At 39.3% G+C, this 16,154-nt stretch carries 19 protein-coding genes; 2 read left to right on the plus strand and 17 right to left on the minus strand.

Annotated features, from left to right (window positions below; translation table 11 throughout):
- Position 1: 1 nt before the first annotated feature.
- From O6P32_RS01570 to map, 15 genes are all read right to left on the minus strand, one after another.
- Positions 2 to 1,021, minus strand: a complete 1,020-nt coding sequence (locus O6P32_RS01570) for a VWA domain-containing protein (RefSeq protein WP_178265466.1) — start codon at positions 1,019 to 1,021, stop codon at positions 2 to 4.
- A gap of 14 nt (positions 1,022 to 1,035) precedes the next feature.
- On the minus strand, positions 1,036 to 2,034 hold the full coding sequence (locus O6P32_RS01575) for a vWA domain-containing protein (protein ID WP_178265465.1): 999 nt from the start codon (positions 2,032 to 2,034) through the stop codon (positions 1,036 to 1,038).
- A gap of 18 nt (positions 2,035 to 2,052) precedes the next feature.
- Positions 2,053 to 3,156: a BatD family protein gene (locus O6P32_RS01580; RefSeq protein WP_269876419.1), complete on the minus strand. Its 1,104-nt coding sequence runs from the start codon at positions 3,154 to 3,156 to the stop codon at positions 2,053 to 2,055.
- Positions 3,157 to 3,164: 8 nt separating this feature from the next.
- Complete coding sequence (locus tag O6P32_RS01585; protein ID WP_269876420.1) at positions 3,165 to 4,034, minus strand: DUF58 domain-containing protein; 870 nt, start codon at positions 4,032 to 4,034, stop codon at positions 3,165 to 3,167.
- A gap of 135 nt (positions 4,035 to 4,169) precedes the next feature.
- The gene (locus O6P32_RS01590; RefSeq protein WP_178265462.1) at positions 4,170 to 5,165 is read right to left on the minus strand and encodes an AAA family ATPase; all 996 of its coding nucleotides are present in this window, start codon (positions 5,163 to 5,165) and stop codon (positions 4,170 to 4,172) included.
- 220 nt (positions 5,166 to 5,385) lie between these two features.
- A complete protein-coding gene (locus O6P32_RS01595) occupies positions 5,386 to 6,513 on the minus strand; it encodes an HU family DNA-binding protein (RefSeq protein WP_269876421.1) in 1,128 nt (375 codons plus the stop codon).
- Complete coding sequence (locus O6P32_RS01600; protein ID WP_269876422.1) at positions 6,506 to 6,796, minus strand: HU family DNA-binding protein; 291 nt, start codon at positions 6,794 to 6,796, stop codon at positions 6,506 to 6,508. The genes O6P32_RS01595 and O6P32_RS01600 overlap by 8 nt, the downstream gene beginning before the upstream one ends.
- A gap of 22 nt (positions 6,797 to 6,818) precedes the next feature.
- Positions 6,819 to 8,117 carry a 30S ribosomal protein S12 methylthiotransferase RimO gene (rimO, locus tag O6P32_RS01605; RefSeq protein WP_269876423.1) on the minus strand — a complete coding sequence of 433 codons (1,299 nt, stop codon included), beginning with the start codon at positions 8,115 to 8,117 and terminating at the stop codon, positions 6,819 to 6,821.
- On the minus strand, positions 8,114 to 9,079 hold the full coding sequence (gene ftsY, locus O6P32_RS01610) for a signal recognition particle-docking protein FtsY (protein ID WP_269876424.1): 966 nt from the start codon (positions 9,077 to 9,079) through the stop codon (positions 8,114 to 8,116). Before ftsY ends, rimO begins: the two co-directional genes overlap by 4 nt.
- Positions 9,080 to 9,198: 119 nt before the next feature.
- Positions 9,199 to 9,354 (minus strand): DUF4295 domain-containing protein, encoded by a 156-nt coding sequence (locus O6P32_RS01615; protein WP_269876425.1) that lies wholly within the window; start codon positions 9,352 to 9,354, stop codon positions 9,199 to 9,201.
- Positions 9,355 to 9,363: 9 nt separating this feature from the next.
- Positions 9,364 to 9,552: a 50S ribosomal protein L33 gene (gene rpmG / locus O6P32_RS01620; RefSeq protein ID WP_005841291.1), complete on the minus strand. Its 189-nt coding sequence runs from the start codon at positions 9,550 to 9,552 to the stop codon at positions 9,364 to 9,366.
- Between the two features lie 19 nt (positions 9,553 to 9,571).
- Complete coding sequence (gene rpmB, locus O6P32_RS01625) at positions 9,572 to 9,832, minus strand: 50S ribosomal protein L28 (RefSeq protein ID WP_007569552.1); 261 nt, start codon at positions 9,830 to 9,832, stop codon at positions 9,572 to 9,574.
- A 103-nt stretch (positions 9,833 to 9,935) separates the two neighbouring features.
- The gene (locus O6P32_RS01630) at positions 9,936 to 10,436 is read right to left on the minus strand and encodes a CinA family protein (protein WP_269876434.1); all 501 of its coding nucleotides are present in this window, start codon (positions 10,434 to 10,436) and stop codon (positions 9,936 to 9,938) included.
- A gap of 17 nt (positions 10,437 to 10,453) precedes the next feature.
- A complete protein-coding gene (tsaD, locus tag O6P32_RS01635; RefSeq protein WP_269876436.1) occupies positions 10,454 to 11,476 on the minus strand; it encodes a tRNA (adenosine(37)-N6)-threonylcarbamoyltransferase complex transferase subunit TsaD in 1,023 nt (340 codons plus the stop codon).
- Positions 11,477 to 11,489: 13 nt separating this feature from the next.
- On the minus strand, positions 11,490 to 12,344 hold the full coding sequence (gene map / locus O6P32_RS01640; RefSeq protein ID WP_269876437.1) for a type I methionyl aminopeptidase: 855 nt from the start codon (positions 12,342 to 12,344) through the stop codon (positions 11,490 to 11,492).
- 232 nt (positions 12,345 to 12,576) lie between these two features.
- Between map and O6P32_RS01645 the strand changes: the two genes are divergently transcribed.
- Positions 12,577 to 12,795, plus strand: coding sequence for a winged helix-turn-helix domain-containing protein (locus tag O6P32_RS01645; RefSeq protein ID WP_269876438.1), 219 nt, complete (start codon positions 12,577 to 12,579; stop codon positions 12,793 to 12,795).
- An 86-nt stretch (positions 12,796 to 12,881) separates the two neighbouring features.
- Here the strand turns inward: O6P32_RS01645 and O6P32_RS01650 are convergent, their stop codons facing one another.
- Positions 12,882 to 13,553 carry an MgtC/SapB family protein gene (locus O6P32_RS01650; RefSeq protein ID WP_269876439.1) on the minus strand — a complete coding sequence of 224 codons (672 nt, stop codon included), beginning with the start codon at positions 13,551 to 13,553 and terminating at the stop codon, positions 12,882 to 12,884.
- A 105-nt stretch (positions 13,554 to 13,658) separates the two neighbouring features.
- Between O6P32_RS01650 and O6P32_RS01655 the strand changes: the two genes are divergently transcribed.
- Complete coding sequence (locus O6P32_RS01655) at positions 13,659 to 14,483, plus strand: Cof-type HAD-IIB family hydrolase (protein WP_269876440.1); 825 nt, start codon at positions 13,659 to 13,661, stop codon at positions 14,481 to 14,483.
- 478 nt (positions 14,484 to 14,961) lie between these two features.
- Here O6P32_RS01655 and spt read toward each other — a convergent pair whose 3' ends face one another.
- On the minus strand, positions 14,962 to 16,149 hold the full coding sequence (gene spt, locus O6P32_RS01660; RefSeq protein ID WP_269876442.1) for a serine palmitoyltransferase: 1,188 nt from the start codon (positions 16,147 to 16,149) through the stop codon (positions 14,962 to 14,964).
- Positions 16,150 to 16,154: the final 5 nt, after the last annotated feature.

Consider the following 16,154-nt stretch of genomic DNA (forward strand, 5'->3'; position numbering starts at 1 on the left):
CTCATTTAAAGAGTTTCACATTCTTGAACAACGGATTCTTACGCTCCAGAATCAACAATTCAGCTATCAATAAAATCAAAGCCAGCCATGCCAAAACCTGAAACTGTTCATCGAATTCTGTAAAGACCTGAGTTTCGACATCGGCTTTTGCCAATTTATTGATCTCTGCATTCAATGCCTTTTCTGCGTTGTTTGTATTATCTACCCGCACATATATGCCATTTCCTGCTTTCGCAATTTCCTGACACATCTGTTCATTAAGCCGAGTCACGACAACATTACCGTCTTTGTCTCTGCGAAATTCATTAGTACCTTCCATCGGGATAGGCGAACCATCGGGTGAACCCACTCCCAATACAAATACACGTATTCCCTTTTTGGCAGCTTCCTGGGCAGCCTCTATCGCTCCTCCTTCATGGTTTTCTCCATCTGTAATCAGAACGATTGCACGTCCTACATTTTCATTCGGAGTAAAACTCTTCATGGCCAAGTCTATTGCTCCACGTATATCTGTACCTTGAGTTGAAATCAAAGACGGATTAATTGTTTCAAGGAACATCTTCGCTGATACATAATCGCTTGTAATAGGAAGTTGTGTAAATGCCTCTCCGGCAAACACAATCATTGCGACTTTATCGTTATTGAATGTTTCCACCAATCTGGAAATCAGCTTTTTCGACTTATCCAAACGACTGGGAGTCACATCTTGTGCCAGCATAGAATTTGAAATATCCAATGCTACCACCGTTTCCACTCCCTGACGTTTTACGGTTTCCATCTTAGAGCCGAACTGTGGTCTGGCTAACATAAGGATAACCATCGTCAATGCCGCAAACATCAACCAGAACTTAACATCCGGACGATACTTAGACACATCCGGCATCAGATGAGCCAATAAGTCAGGATCACCATACAAGCGAATTTTTTTTCTGCGTCTATAATTGGAGTATAAATAAAGTATTACCAATACCGGCAATATAATCAACAGATATAAATATAAAGGTTCTCCAAATCTAAACATAGTATTTTTTGTTTTTAAGGTATTTTCTTTAATACCGTATTACGTAAAACAATTTCCAGCAAAATACAGATAAAAGCTATCAAGGCATAAAGCTGATATGCTTCTTCACGTTTGCTGAACTCTTTCACATTAAGTTTGGTTTTCTCAAGCTTATCAATCTCTTCGTACACTTCTTTCAGTTTAGAATTGCTGGTTGCACGATAATAATTTCCATTTGTCGTACCTGCAATCTGTGTCAAAGTCTGCTCGTCAATTTCTACAGGAACATTTACATATTGTACTCCGGCATAAGTCTGCATCGGATAAGGTGCTGTACCGTTTGTTCCAACTCCAATTGTATAAACTCGAATGCCAAATTGCTTAGCAATCTCTGCTGCAGTCAACGGAGAAATATCTCCTCGATTATTACTACCGTCTGTCAGCAGAATAATAACTTTCGACTTTGCTTTACTGTCCTTTAATCTGCTAATTGCATTGGCAACTCCCATACCAATAGCTGTACCATCTTCAATCAAACCACGCTGAGCGATATCCCCTTTTATTCCATTGAAAAGATTCAATAATACACCATGGTCCACAGTCAACGGGCATTGGGTAAATGCCTCTCCTGCAAAAATAGTCAGCCCTATATTATCATTCGGACGTCCGTTAATAAATTCCGAAGCAACTTGCTTTGCAGCTTCCAAGCGGTTAGGCTTTAAATCTTCTGCCAACATACTGGTAGACACATCGACAGCAAGCATAATATCAATACCCTCTATTTCCGTATTCTGCCAGTTGTCAGTAGTTTGTGGGCGCGCCAATACAAGTACAATCATCACAAAAGCAACAATACGCAGTAAAAACGGTGCATGAAGCAAATATACCTTCCATGTCTTAGGTACATTCATATACATGCGAGTTGTAGAGACTTGAAGCGTTGGTTCTGTTTTTTTCCTCCGCATGAAGTACCACACCACATAGGGTATCAGCAAAATCAGTAAAAACAGATATTCAATATTTGCAAAAATCATAACTTCAATATTTTAATATCAGAAGAAAAGGCTAATAATATGACGAATAGCCACATACAACGCAATCAGCGCTCCTATTCCAGCCACAGCAATACAGCAAATCAATGCTATACGTCCTTGCTTTGACCGCTTTTCCTCTACTTTGATTTCTGTTGGTTCTTTCTTTGCATTAGGATCTTCCTCTATCTTAGTCTGATTAATAAAATCCACAGCATTCAAAAGATTCATATCATTTTCATTCATCAAAGGTGCATATTTGGCAAACTTAACCAAATCGGCCACTTCAAACAAATTACGAAGATCCTTAATGGAATCTTTATCTTTTTCCTGCAGCAAATGTTCGATAATCTCGGAAGAAGTCATTTCCAGTGCATTAAAACCAAAACGATCTTTTATATAAGCTCGAATAGCATCAGTCAGTTCAGTATAATACATCTTCGGATCATTCTGACGCCATGACTGGTTCGACTTAATTTCTTCGATTCTTTTTAAGGCTGTCTGATGAGGAGGAAGTTTGGGTTCCACCTTAATAATCTTAATGATAGGCTTGTTATTACGATAGCGTATTACAAGGAATATTGCAACAGCTCCCAAAATCAACATTAGAACTGAAGAATATACCAAAGGAGCGATATCACTCCAGATAAGAGGTACTTTCCGGATTTCCTTAGGTCCAAAGAACTGATCCGGATGTAATGTATCTACTGGTATGGAGTACACCTTCAGAGCCAAAGCTTCCGATTGATACTGTTTATCATTCACCATTACTTTCATTGGTGGAAGATAATACAAAGCCGAATCGAATGAAGTGACTGTATATTCTTGTGAAATCAGCCAACGTTTATTGTCATTCAGCAACTGAGTATCAGGTTTTGCTACATCTACAATTTCTACACCACGTACAATTGTGTCACTAAACAAAGGTAAACGCAACTTCTGATTTGCGTCCATGCTTACCTGCAACTTTATCTTCGCCTGTTCGCCAATTAGAAGTTGTAAAGAATCAATAGTAGCTTCCACCGTCACCTGAGCATGCACAAATGATGTTCCAGCAAACAGAGATACGGCACATAGCACAACTTTCAGATACTTTCTACAAGTATTAAATAAAGAATATTTCATTATCTTCCTCAATTTCGTTTAGCAAATAAATTAAGTAAAGCCTTTACATAATCTTGGTCTGTACGTACCGATACGGAATCTACATTACAATGAGTAAACACATCGTTCAGTTTTTCCTTACGTTCTTTCCACCAAGCATGATGCGCTGCACGTAACGATTTCGAAGAAGTATCAATCCATTGTTCGTGTCCGGTCTCAGCATCACAAACTTTCATCAAACCAACATCCGGAAGTTCTTCCAAACGACGGTCGTATACCTGGACAGCCACAATATCATGTTTACGGTTGGCTACAGTCAGTGCATTACGAAAATCCTTATCATCGATAAAATCACTAAGCATAAAAGCCGTACACCGTTTCTTCAATACATTGGTCAGGTACTCTACAGCACACTGTATATTGGTACGCTTACTTTCCGGATGAAAATCAAGCAACTCTCGAATAATATACAGAATATGTTTTCTTCCTTTCTTTGGAGGAATGAATTTCTCTATCCGGTCGGAAAAAAATATAACACCGATTTTATCGTTGTTCTGAATAGCAGAAAAGGCAAGTGTAGCCGCAATCTCTGCCACCATATTTTTCTTTGTCTGTTTCACCGTACCAAAATCCAAGCTATTCGAAACATCTACCAACAGCATTACCGTCAGTTCACGTTCTTCTTCGAATACTTTTACAAAAGGTTTATCAAAACGAGCTGTTACATTCCAGTCAATATCGCGTACATCGTCTCCATATTGGTACTCACGCACTTCCGAAAAAGCCATACCCCTACCCTTAAAAGCTGAATGATATTGGCCGGCGAAGATATTATTGGAAAGCCCTCTTGTTTTAATTTCGATCTGGCGAACACGTTTTAGTAGTTCACTTGTTTCCATTTTTCTGAAATTAATCCGATTATTCCAGACTTGCTTATGCAAATCTGGAATAACCTTATTTAACTTGAGAATTTCTCACTTCAAACATCCATTTTGCCTTAAGTCTAAAAAACAAGGCAAAAAGTCAAGATTTAATTAGGGCACTTCAACCTTATTCAAAATCTTACTTACAATTTCATCCGAAGTAACATTGGTTGCTTCAGCTTCGTAAGTCAATCCAATACGGTGACGCAATACATCATGAGCCACAGCACGAACGTCTTCCGGAATCACATAGCCACGGCGTTTAATAAACGCATAACTGCGTGCAGCAAGAGCCAGATTGATAGAAGCACGTGGAGATCCACCAAAGCCGATCAAACCTTTCAGTTCTTTCAAGTCATATTTTTCAGGATAACGAGTTGCAAATACGATATCAGCAATATATTGTTCAATTTTTTCGTCCAGATAAACTTGGCGTACCACTTTGCGTGCCTCTATAATATCTTCCGCTTTCAGTACAGGACGTACTTCAATTTTTTCACCTGTAATATTCTGACGAATAATTTTCTTCTCTTCTTCCAGTTTCGGATAATCAATAATAACCTTCAACATGAAACGGTCTACCTGAGCTTCCGGCAATGGATAAGTACCTTCTTGTTCAATAGGATTCTGAGTAGCCATTACCAGGAACGGCTCTGGCAAACGGAATGTTTCCTTACTCAAAGTAACCTGACGTTCCTGCATTGCTTCCAACAGAGCACTCTGTACTTTTGCCGGAGCACGGTTGATTTCATCGGCCAACACAAAGTTAGCAAAGATAGGTCCTTTTTTAGCGATGAATTGTTCATCCTTCTGGCTATATATCATAGTTCCGATTACATCGGCCGGAAGTAAGTCAGGGGTAAACTGCACACGACTATATTTTGAATCAATCAGTGAGGCAAGTGTTTTTATAGCCAAGGTTTTTGCCAATCCTGGAACACCTTCCAACAAAATATGTCCATCAGACAACAAACCAATTAACAAAGATTCTATCAAGTGTTTCTGACCGACAATGACTTGATCCATTCCTGTCATCAGATTAGTAACAAACGCACTCTGACGTTCTATGCGCTCGTTTAGTTCTCGAATATCAATAGCTTCAGCCATAATTTTATTGTTTTACTGTGTTTTTTATCTTCTTTATTTTTATTGCAGCCAAAAATACGGCATTATATTAACAGCAGCAACTAATTTTTATTAAAAAATATTGCCTACACAGTAAATATTTAATTTGGAAGAGAGCAAAAACAAAAGCAAAATTCATTCAAAAAGACAGAAAAATGAACAAAATCACACTCTTTCTATTCTCTTCCGATACAATAATGGCTTATTTTCGAGGAGTCAGTTCAGGAATATTAATAATCAATCCAGCCGGCACATTGTTCGGATCCTTGATAATATTTGCATTATGCTTCACCAAATAAGGCCATAATTTCTTATTGCCATAGAATTTAAGTGCAACACGGACCAAAGTCTCTCCCTCTCCAATTGTATATGTGAATTTGGTACCAGAAATTACATATTCTACTGTATCTGAAAGACTTTCTGCGGTTTGTTTTGAGGATTTTGCTCCGACTACTTGGCCTTTTGCAGTAGACTCTGCAGAAACCTTATTTCGCTCAGAGGATTGCTTCAACGTATCCTTTTTCGGTATTAATTGTTCTACTTTAAGTGTATCAACCACAGACTCCGTTGAAACCTGCTTCAATACAGCCGAACTATCCTTGCAAGATAAATTAGATAAAGGTATTGCCTCCTGCTCTTTCACTAAAGAAGACAAGTAAGCTTCCGGAATATACCTCCGTCCAGAAAGTAGTCCCCAAATAATTCCACCACCAAGAATTACTCCAGCCAAAAGTACAGACGCAATCATACACCAAGGCAAACGAGTTTTCTTGTCCTCCTCCAAATTCAATTGCGTTTCCTCTTTATGTTCTGCAATATTTTCTCTTTCTTCTGTTTCCTTTACAAGGGGAACATCCTTAGAGACTTTATTTTCCTGCGTTTCTACGACAGTTAAATCTTGTGATTGCTCTGCCGGTTCCACTTCAGAAACAAATTCCTGTTCTTCATTTTCTTCTGTTTCCTCTTTCTCTATGCTTGAAACTTCTTCCAAATCGTCAAAATGAGTATTTTCATTCAACACGACTGTTTCAAAATGAGAAAAAGGTTTATTTACCAATTCCCGCAACGAAGAATCAGGAAGAAAAGAAATGCGAGAATGGCTTTGTATTCTAATACGTTCTCCCGTATTTATATCAACACTTTCTCTCTCCTCTATTTCTATCAGCTTAAAGGTTCCCAATCCTTTAATTTTGATATATTTATCCTTTTCAAGAGCTTCCTCTATCAAGCTCAGCACAGTCTTCACGAAGACCTCGGCATCCGTTGTCTCCATCTGATGACGCTGCGCTAACAATCCTATCAGATCTTGTAAAGTTGTTTTATCATTCATCAAACGAATTCTTTTTAAACTTTTCCTTTAATAATGGACTGGGCTTATAATTCAATGTCAATTTTGGAGGTACCAGCAGACGCTGCTTAGTAACAGGATTTACAGAAATACGCTCCAACCTTTTTTTTACCTCGAAAGTTCCGAATCCCTGGAAAGTCAATGTTTTTCCTTCCAGCAATTCTTCTCCCATAATATCCACCAAAGACGCCACCAGACGGGCAGCATCTTTGTTGGTATATCCTAAGCGGCGAGACAATTCGCCGATAAACTCTTTATGATTCATGTCTTCCGCTTTTATTCTACTATTATACTAATGATGCATACAAATCGAAATCATCGGCATCATAAACCTTCACCTGATAGAATGAACCTATCCGAAGAGAATTCCCTTCTGCCTTAATCAATACTTCAGGATCCACTTCCGGAGAATCAAATTCAGTTCTACCAATATAGTATTCTCCTTCCATACGGTCTATAATCACCTTCATCTCCTTTCCGATTTTGGCATGACTTAAGTCAGCAGAAATTTCCTGCTGTATTTCCATTAATTCATCCAAACGCTGCTGTTTCACATCCTGCGGAATATTGTCCTCGTAGTGTTGAGCCGAATAAGTTCCTTCTTCTTCAGAATATGCAAAAGCTCCCATTCTATCAAAACGTGCTTTACGGACAAACTCCTTCAGTTCCTCGAAATCCTGTTCTGTTTCTCCAGGATGTCCTACCATCAAAGTGGTACGTAAGTGGATGCCCGGAACTTCTTTTCGGAATTGCTCAATCAAAGCATAAGTCTCATCCTTTGACACATGACGACGCATTTTCTGTAGCATATTATCGCTAATATGCTGCAAAGCAATGTCCATATATTTACAAACATTCGGATTTTCACGCATTACCCGGAATAATTCGGTTGGGAAATGAGCCGGATAAGCATAATGCAGACGAATCCACTCTACACCAGGGATTTTAGCCATCTGGTCAATCAGTTCCGGAAGCATTTGCTTTTTATACAGATCTACTCCATAGTAGGTCAGTTCCTGAGCTATTACCTGAAACTCTTTTACCCCTTCGGAAACCAGCAACCGCACCTCATCCAATATCTCTTCCATAGGTCGAGATACATGACGTCCTGTTATAATAGGAATGGCACAATACGAGCATTTACGGTCACATCCCTCCGATATTTTCAGATAAGCATAATGCTTAGGAGTTGTCAGGTGTCTTTCTATGGCAAATTCAGAATGATAAGCTTTCCCCAAATCAGCCAGCAATTCATTCCAGTTGAATTTTCCATAAAACTTATCAACTTGAGGAATCTCCATCTGCAATTCTTTTAAATAGCGTTCAGACAGACATCCCATCACATAAAGTTTTTTCAGTCTACCTTCCTCCTTGGCCTGGCAAAACTCCAGAATCATATTAATAGATTCCTCCTTAGCATCACCAATAAAGCCACAAGTATTAATTACCGCAATTTCTCCCTGAGGATTTTCACTATCATGAGTTACTTTATAGCCGTTTGCTTCCAGTTGCTTCATCAACTTTTCAGAATCAACCAGATTTTTCGAACACCCTAAAGTGATTATATCTACTGTATTTTTTTTCATTTATCTGTATTTGAGCCAAACAATGATTCCACAAATTCTTTCCGGCGGAATATTTGCAAATCTTCAATACCCTCACCCAGTCCGATATATTTAACAGGAATTTTAAACTGGTCTGAGATACCAATTACAACACCACCCTTAGCAGTACCATCCAACTTGGTTACTGCCATAGCATTTACCTCTGTAGCCAGCGTAAACTGTTTAGCTTGTTCAAAAGCATTCTGTCCGGTAGAGCCATCCAATACCAACAAAACTTCATGAGGTGCATCGGGAACGACTTTACGCATTACATTTTTAATTTTGGTAAGCTCATTCATCAATCCTACTTTATTATGCAGGCGACCGGCAGTATCGATAATTACCACATCTGCATTATTAGCTACAGCAGAGCTCAAGGTATCGAAAGCGACAGATGCCGGATCGGCTCCCATACGCTGCTTGATTACCGGAACTCCTACACGTTCTCCCCAAATCACCAGCTGCTCCACAGCTGCGGCCCGGAAAGTATCGGCAGCTCCCAAGTAAACAGATTTACCTGCTTTCTTAAATTGGTATGCCAGTTTACCAATAGTTGTAGTCTTTCCCACTCCATTCACCCCCACAACCATAATCACATAAGGATGTTTCCCTTCAGGAACAGAAAAATCATCAGCATCTACTGTATTATTTTCGGTTAATAAGGCGGCAATTTCTTCTCTAAGAATATTATTAAGTTCCTGAGTATTCACATACTTATCCTGCGCTACCCTTTTTTCTATACGCTTAATAATATTCAGAGTTGTTTCCACCCCTACATCGGATGTAATCAGGACTTCTTCCAAATTATCCAATACTTCATCATCTACTTTAGATTTACCTGCCACAGCACGTGCAATCTTACTAAACACACTCTCTTTGGTCTTGGATAACCCCTTATCTAAGGTCTCTTTCTTTTCTTTTGAGAAAAAACTAAAAAATCCCATACAAATCAATAATTATCTATTAATAGCACAAAGATAAAACTAATCTCGTATACACACAAAAAAAGTTCCTTCCATTTAACAATGGAAGGAACTTTTACTAGCAAATTATATTAGCTAAATTATTTCTTGAAAAATTCCTGTACTTTTTCATTAGGAACCATCTGTTCATCAAATACGTAAGCACCAGTTTTAGGAGACTTAACCATCTTGATAACCTTAGTATAAGAACGTCCTTCTTTACCTGTCTGAAGGGTTGCGACTGTTTTCTTTGCCATGGTCTGTTATTATTTAATTTCTTTATGAACTGTTACTCTTTTCAAAATAGGATTATACTTTTTCAATTCCAATCTTTCAGTGGTATTTTTTCTGTTTTTAGTTGTAATATAACGAGAAGTTCCCGGCATACCACTATCCTTCATTTCTGTGCATTCAAGGATTACCTGTACTCTATTTCCTTTAGCTTTCTTAGCCATAGTCTTTCTCTCCTTTTAATTAACCAATAATTTTGATAGTTTTCCAATCACAGTAACCTTTAGCAACTGCTTCATTCAGCGCTGCGTCCAGGCCTTTTTTGTTAATAACTCGCAAGCCGTTAGCACAGATGTTCAGGCTAATCCAGCAATCCTGTTCTACATAGTAGAATTTCTTAGTAAACAAGTTCACATCGAAAGTTCTTTTAGTTCTTCTCTTTGAGTGTGAAACATTGTTGCCAATCATGGCTTTCTTTCCGGTAATTTGACAAATTTTCGACATTTCTATCTGATTTTTTATAGTTTTATTCTTGGTTCTCTCAAACGGAGTGCAAAGTAAGTCATTTTATTTTATATATACAAGTATTTCAGCAACTAATTATGTTTTACAACTCATTTTCTTGCTTTTGACAGATATCCAAAAGCAATTGAAGCGTCTTTTTGGTTGCCGATTGTATATTTTTATCCCGTCCGTTATCTTCTGTTAATTTAGCAGTGACAATCTTGTCTTTACAACCTGCAGCCACCCAAATAGTACCGACAGGCTTTTCCGGTGTACCACCTGCAGGACCAGCAATACCCGAAGTAGCCACAGCAAAATCTGTATTGAATACCTGCATTGCACCTTTTACCATTTCAATGACTGTTTCCTCGCTGACAGCCCCGTAAGTTTCCAATGTCTCAGCTTTCACCTGCAAGATATTTTGCTTCAGTTCATTTGCATAAGCCACTATACCCCCTTTATAAAAATGAGAACTTCCCGGAACAGCTGTAATAATAGCTGCTACATTTCCTGCAGTACAACTTTCTGCTGTAGAAAGTGAAAAACCTTCCTTCCAAAAGATTTCACTAATTTCCTTACTTAATATTTTCGTCTCTACTGACATAACAACCCCCTCTCTTTTTATTTAATTGTAACCCGCGAATAAGCCGGTTGATCTATTGAACAAAAATCTTTATCTAAAAACTTATAGTATCCTGTAATCGCAATCATTGCCGCATTATCTGTGGTATACCCAAATTTAGGGATATATATCTTCCAGCCATATTTTTCAGCATGCTCACGATACGCATTCCGCAAACCGTTATTTGCAGAAACACCACCGGCAACAGCCACTTCATTAATACCTGTATCTTTCACGACTTTGCGCAACTTGTCCATAAGGATATCTACAATCGTTTTTTCTAACGAAGCTGCCAGATCCTCCTTGTGATGCTCTATAAAATCAGGATCATCCTTCAGCCATTCACGCAGAGAATAAAGGAAAGAAGTCTTCAAACCACTGAAGCTATAATTATAACCAGGAATATGAGGTTTGCTAAATGTATACGCCTTAGCATTTCCCTGACGAGCCAAACGGTCGATAATCGGTCCTCCCGGATAACCAAGCCCCATTACCTTTGAACACTTGTCAATAGCCTCACCTGCCGCATCATCAATGGTCTGGCCAAGCACTTCCATATCATTATAAGCATTCACACGGATAATCTGAGAATTTCCTCCTGAGACCAGCAGACAAATAAACGGATATTTAGGCTGATTCTGATCTTCTTCCGATTCTTTTATAAAATGTGCCAACACATGCCCCTGCAAATGATTCACATCAATCATCGGAATACCCAAAGAACGAGCCAATCCTTTTGCAAAGGAAACGCCTACCAGCAGAGAACCCATCAAGCCCGGCCCACGAGTAAACGCAATTGCACTTAACTGTTCTTTTGTTACTCCGGCACGCTTCAAAGCCTCATGTACCACCGGTACAATATTCTGCTGATGTGCTCTGGAAGCCAGTTCCGGCACCACACCTCCATACGCTTCGTGTACAGCCTGACTTGCAATTACACTCGAAAGCAATACACCATTCTTAATTACTGCAGCCGACGTATCGTCACAAGACGACTCTATACCCAATATTATTGTATCCATAATTTCTACGTAATTAATGCGTTAAGATTTCCAAGCCATTTTCCGTCATCACAAATGTATGCTCCCATTGAGCAGAAGGCAATTCATCCTCTGTTACTACTGTCCATCCGTCTTCTTCGTCCACAAAGACCTCCCATGTTCCCATATTAATCATAGGTTCAATAGTAAAGACCATACCCGGTACCAACAGCATACCTGTTCCCTTCTTGCCAAAATGCTCTACATCCGGCTCTTCATGAAATTCCAATCCCACTCCATGTCCACACAAATCGCGAACCACCGAAAAGCCATTCTTTTTGGCATGCTTTTCAATAGCATTGCCTATATCTCCCACAAAGCCAAAAGGCTGTGCAGCCTGCATACCTATTTCGAGGCATTCTTTGGCAACGTTAACCAGCTTTTCTTTTTCCGGAGTAGTTTTCCCGATAATAAACATACGCGAAGCATCCGAATAATAGCCATCCAATATAGTGGAGACATCCACATTTATGATATCCCCCTCTTCCAGAATCTCATCTTCCGACGGGATTCCGTGGCACACCACTTCATTGATTGACGTACATACACTCTTAGGGAATCCTTCATAATTCAGCGGAGCCGGAATAGCTCCATGAGCCACCGTATAGTCATACACCAACTTATCTATTTGAGCAGTGCTCATTCCTGCACGGATTTCACTTTCAACCAAATCCAATACACCGGTATTTATTATGCCACTACGACGAATTCCCTCGATCTGTTCTGGAGTCTTAATCAACTGACGAGTAGGAACCAAACATCCTTTATTCTGATAATAAAGGACTTTCTTATCCAGTTCTGTCAATTCTGCCCCTTTGGGAACCCTCCAGTTTATCTTATTTCTTCTCATACTTATACGATTCAAAAGTATTGCAAAGTTAACAGAAAAAAAAGAATCAACGAAGATTAAAGATAAAAATATCCATATAAGTTACAAACTGATTTCTTAATACATTAAAAAGTGTTAAACAACAAGGTCCTATTAATAAAACGCAAGCAAAAAGCTTTTATTAATAGATTTTTTATCTTAAATTGCCGCAAATAATTTTATTTTATCAGAGAACCCATAAATTTATTAGCGTATGGACAAATATCAAATTGGAACAAATGCAGGCATCGTTTGGAATGTATTAAAAAATAACGCCCATTGGAGTTACGAACAACTAAAGACTGCATCGGGACTGTCCGACAGAGATCTAAATGCAGCTATCGGATGGCTTGCCCGTGAAAACAAAATAGACTTTGACATCAACAAGGAAAACGACACTCTATTTTTAAGCGTAAATGTATACATAGGATGACAAAGGGTACACATTTGCAGCACACGGACAATCTCATCCAGCGTTAACGGGTTCTGATTATATCGACACACATCAGAACCCGTTATTTATATTATCTTATTTACCGTAATATCAGGAAAATCCTGCAAAAACATCAGCAATAACCCTTCCTCATTCATACGTTTGGCTTTAATCACCATCGTAACCCGATAAACCACATCACCTCCCACAGCAATCTCTGTCATCTCATACGATACAACTACATAATTCTTCGAATTAAAGTTGGAGGACACCTTACGTATCGCTTCTTTATTGGGAGCAGAAAATTCTATCATCATATTTCTCATGCCCATACTTTTAAAAAAGAAACTCAACGTTTCCAAACCAATAAGCACAAGAACCGTAGCCACTATCCCTATTCCATACATTCCAGCTCCTACAGCCAGTCCAATACCCGAAGTAGCCCAAATTCCCGCAGCGGTCGTCAAGCCACGTACCACCTGCTTCTGCAGAATAATGGTTCCAGCACCTATAAAACCTATTCCCGTAACAACCTGAGCAGCCACCCGACTGGGGTCAAGACGAACCAAATCGGCCTTCAACACATCCATAAAGCCATATTGAGAAACAATCATAATCAATGCACTTCCCAAGGCGACCAAAAAATGCGTACGATAACCAGCCTCCTTAGCACGGTACTCACGCTCCAAACCGATCAGTACTCCCATTGCTCCAGCCACAAAAAGTCTTAAAGCAAAATCCCAAAACAATTCTGTCATATCTATTCTTTTTTTAAAGAAAATACCTTCGTTTACCCCGAAAGATAAATAAAAACTTCGAATATTATACTATCTTTGCCTCATTAATCTACGTATTAAAACTCTATGAAATATAAACTCTTAGTATTAGATCTCGACGGGACATTGACCAATACCCGAAAAGAGGTGACCGAACACACACGTACTACACTTATCAAAGCACAAGAGCAGGGGCTGAAAATCGTATTGGCTTCCGGAAGACCAACTTATGGTATTGCCCCTTTGGCCAACCTGCTGCAATTAGACAAATACGAAGGCTATGTTTTGTCGTACAATGGCGGAGAAATCATTGACTGGAAAACAGGTGAATTACTTTATAAGAATCTTCTGGACCCGGAAGTGCTTCCCTATTTATATCAATGCGCCAACGACAACCACTTTGCCATTGTCACATACGATGGAGAATATGTACTGACCGAATATCCAGACGATGAATACGTACTCAAGGAAGCACTGCTTAATGTAATGAAAATTAAGAAGGTAGACAATTTCCTTAAAGCAGTACAACACCCTATTGCAAAATGCCTTATTGTAGGAGAACCTACCCGGCTGGCTGTTTTGGAAAAAGAAATGTATAACCATCTGCACGACCGGATGGGGGTATTCCGTTCGGAGCCATACTTTCTGGAACTTGTACCCAAAGGTATAGACAAAGCCCAATCGCTGGCCGTGTTATTAAAAGAAATCGGCATGACCAAAGACGAAATGATTGCCGTAGGTGATGGATTCAACGACCTTTCCATGATAAAATATGCCGGACTGGGAGTTGCCATGAGCAATGCACAAGAAGTCGTAAAAGAAAACGCCGACTTCATTACTTTATCCAATGAAGAAGATGGAGTTGCACATGTTGTAGAGAAGTTTATTTTATCAGAAAACACAGATAAATAAAGTTTTCGATACCATTTTCAGTAAAGCACTTGCTTTTCTGATTAAACATAAGGCCCTGCAGGATAGCTATTTCAAACACAGCAATCTTGCAGGATTTTTTTCACATCTCCATCAGACTTTCTACACACCTGCAGGAAATACATTAATTGCCATACACATAAACGCATGATTCTATAAACTGATTAAAAACGGCGACGTCGGCTGCACATTCGCCCACGTTGGCTGTGCATCCCACAGCGGCAAATCCATAATCAACGACGGCGGCTAAAACTTACGACATTCATCACCATCTTTTTATCCCAGCCGCACTACCCGACTATCGAGAAGCAAGAATTCCAACCTCCAATTCCGAGCGAATTGAAATAAATATACTATTACACCACACAGCTTTTAAATGCAAAGAAATCCAAATACAAAAAGAGAGGTCGTTTCAAGCTATGAAACAACCTCTCTTTCTGTATACTGAATAATTCGTATATTATTTCAAGATATCCAACTGCTTAAAGCATTTAATCAGTTTTTCAATCGCAAAATCAACCTGCTCTTTTGTGTGAGTAGCCATCAATGCAAAACGCACCAACGTATCTTGAGGATGACATGCAGGAGGAATAACCGGATTAATAAATACACCTTCATCAAACGCCAGTTTAGTTACCTCGAAAGTCTTGTCTGTATCACGTACATACAATGGGATAATCGGACTTTCTGTTTCGCCGATTTCAAAACCAGCCTCACGGAAGCTCTTCAATGCATAGTTTGTAATCTTCCACAAGTTTTCCTGACGTTCCGGTTCTGTTTTGAAAATATGAAGTGCTTCTCTGGCTGCCGCAGTAGCTGCCGGCGTGTTACTTGCCTGGAATATGTATGAACGGGCATTATGACGCAACCAGTTGATTGTATCCTTATCACCTGCCACAAAACCACCGATAGAAGCAAGTGATTTGCTGAATGTACCCATGATAAGGTCAATATCCTCTGTTACACCAAAATGGTCGCAGACACCGCGTCCCTGACGACCAAACACACCCAATCCATGAGCTTCATCTACATAAATAGTAGCGTTGTATTTCTTTTTCAGACGCACGATTTCAGGCAAGTTTGCCAAATCACCTTCCATGGAGAAGACACTGTCTACAACAATCAGTTTAATTGCATCCGGCTCACACTTCTGAAGTTCTTTCTCCAAAGCGTCCATGTCATTATGCTTGTATTTCACCTGATTAGCAAAAGACAAACGGCGTCCATCTACAATAGAAGCGTGGTCACGGTCATCACAAATCACATAGTCGCCACGACCAACCAGCTGAGGGATAACACCTTCGTTTACTGTAAATCCGGTAGAGAAACAAAGCGCTTCGTCTTTACCAACAAACTCAGCCAACTCTTTTTCCAGTTCCACATGAATATCAAGAGTTCCATTCAACAGACGCGACCCCGCACATCCTGTACCGTATTTACGAGTTGCAGCAATAGCTGCTTCGATTATTCGACTGTCATGAGTCAATCCCATATAAGAATTAGACCCAAACATCAAGACCTTCTTTCCGTCCATCATTACCTCTGTATCCTGGGCACTGTCTATTTCACGAAAATAAGGATAAACGCCTCTCTCCATATACATTTGAGGCACTCTGAATTTACTTAATTTGTCTTGTAATAATCCCATATCTA

Origin of the sequence: Phocaeicola acetigenes (genome assembly GCF_027529745.1) — a bacterium.
GTDB classification, from domain to species: domain Bacteria; phylum Bacteroidota; class Bacteroidia; order Bacteroidales; family Bacteroidaceae; genus Phocaeicola; species Phocaeicola acetigenes.

Excerpts from the sequence above, each read along its gene's own strand:
- rimO (WP_269876423.1), bottom strand. The coding sequence starts at position 8,117 with ATGAAAAAAAATACAGTAGATATAATCACTTTAGGGTGTTCGAAAAAT.
- O6P32_RS01570 (WP_178265466.1), bottom strand. The coding sequence starts at position 1,021 with ATGTTTAGATTTGGAGAACCTTTATATTTATATCTGTTGATTATATTG.
- map (WP_269876437.1), bottom strand. The coding sequence starts at position 12,344 with ATGAGAAGAAATAAGATAAACTGGAGGGTTCCCAAAGGGGCAGAATTG.
- O6P32_RS01590 (WP_178265462.1), bottom strand. The coding sequence starts at position 5,165 with ATGGCTGAAGCTATTGATATTCGAGAACTAAACGAGCGCATAGAACGT.
- spt (WP_269876442.1), bottom strand. The coding sequence starts at position 16,149 with ATGGGATTATTACAAGACAAATTAAGTAAATTCAGAGTGCCTCAAATG.
- O6P32_RS01580 (WP_269876419.1), bottom strand. The coding sequence starts at position 3,156 with ATGAAATATTCTTTATTTAATACTTGTAGAAAGTATCTGAAAGTTGTG.
- O6P32_RS01600 (WP_269876422.1), bottom strand. The coding sequence starts at position 6,796 with ATGAATCATAAAGAGTTTATCGGCGAATTGTCTCGCCGCTTAGGATAT.
- O6P32_RS01575 (WP_178265465.1), bottom strand. The coding sequence starts at position 2,034 with ATGATTTTTGCAAATATTGAATATCTGTTTTTACTGATTTTGCTGATA.
- O6P32_RS01615 (WP_269876425.1), bottom strand. The coding sequence starts at position 9,354 with ATGGCAAAGAAAACAGTCGCAACCCTTCAGACAGGTAAAGAAGGACGT.
- rpmG (WP_005841291.1), bottom strand. The coding sequence starts at position 9,552 with ATGGCTAAGAAAGCTAAAGGAAATAGAGTACAGGTAATCCTTGAATGC.
- O6P32_RS01595 (WP_269876421.1), bottom strand. The coding sequence starts at position 6,513 with ATGAATGATAAAACAACTTTACAAGATCTGATAGGATTGTTAGCGCAG.
- O6P32_RS01645 (WP_269876438.1), top strand. The coding sequence starts at position 12,577 with ATGGACAAATATCAAATTGGAACAAATGCAGGCATCGTTTGGAATGTA.
- O6P32_RS01630 (WP_269876434.1), bottom strand. The coding sequence starts at position 10,436 with ATGTCAGTAGAGACGAAAATATTAAGTAAGGAAATTAGTGAAATCTTT.
- O6P32_RS01585 (WP_269876420.1), bottom strand. The coding sequence starts at position 4,034 with ATGGAAACAAGTGAACTACTAAAACGTGTTCGCCAGATCGAAATTAAA.
- O6P32_RS01655 (WP_269876440.1), top strand. The coding sequence starts at position 13,659 with ATGAAATATAAACTCTTAGTATTAGATCTCGACGGGACATTGACCAAT.
- tsaD (WP_269876436.1), bottom strand. The coding sequence starts at position 11,476 with ATGGATACAATAATATTGGGTATAGAGTCGTCTTGTGACGATACGTCG.
- rpmB (WP_007569552.1), bottom strand. The coding sequence starts at position 9,832 with ATGTCGAAAATTTGTCAAATTACCGGAAAGAAAGCCATGATTGGCAAC.
- ftsY (WP_269876424.1), bottom strand. The coding sequence starts at position 9,079 with ATGGGATTTTTTAGTTTTTTCTCAAAAGAAAAGAAAGAGACCTTAGAT.
- O6P32_RS01650 (WP_269876439.1), bottom strand. The coding sequence starts at position 13,553 with ATGACAGAATTGTTTTGGGATTTTGCTTTAAGACTTTTTGTGGCTGGA.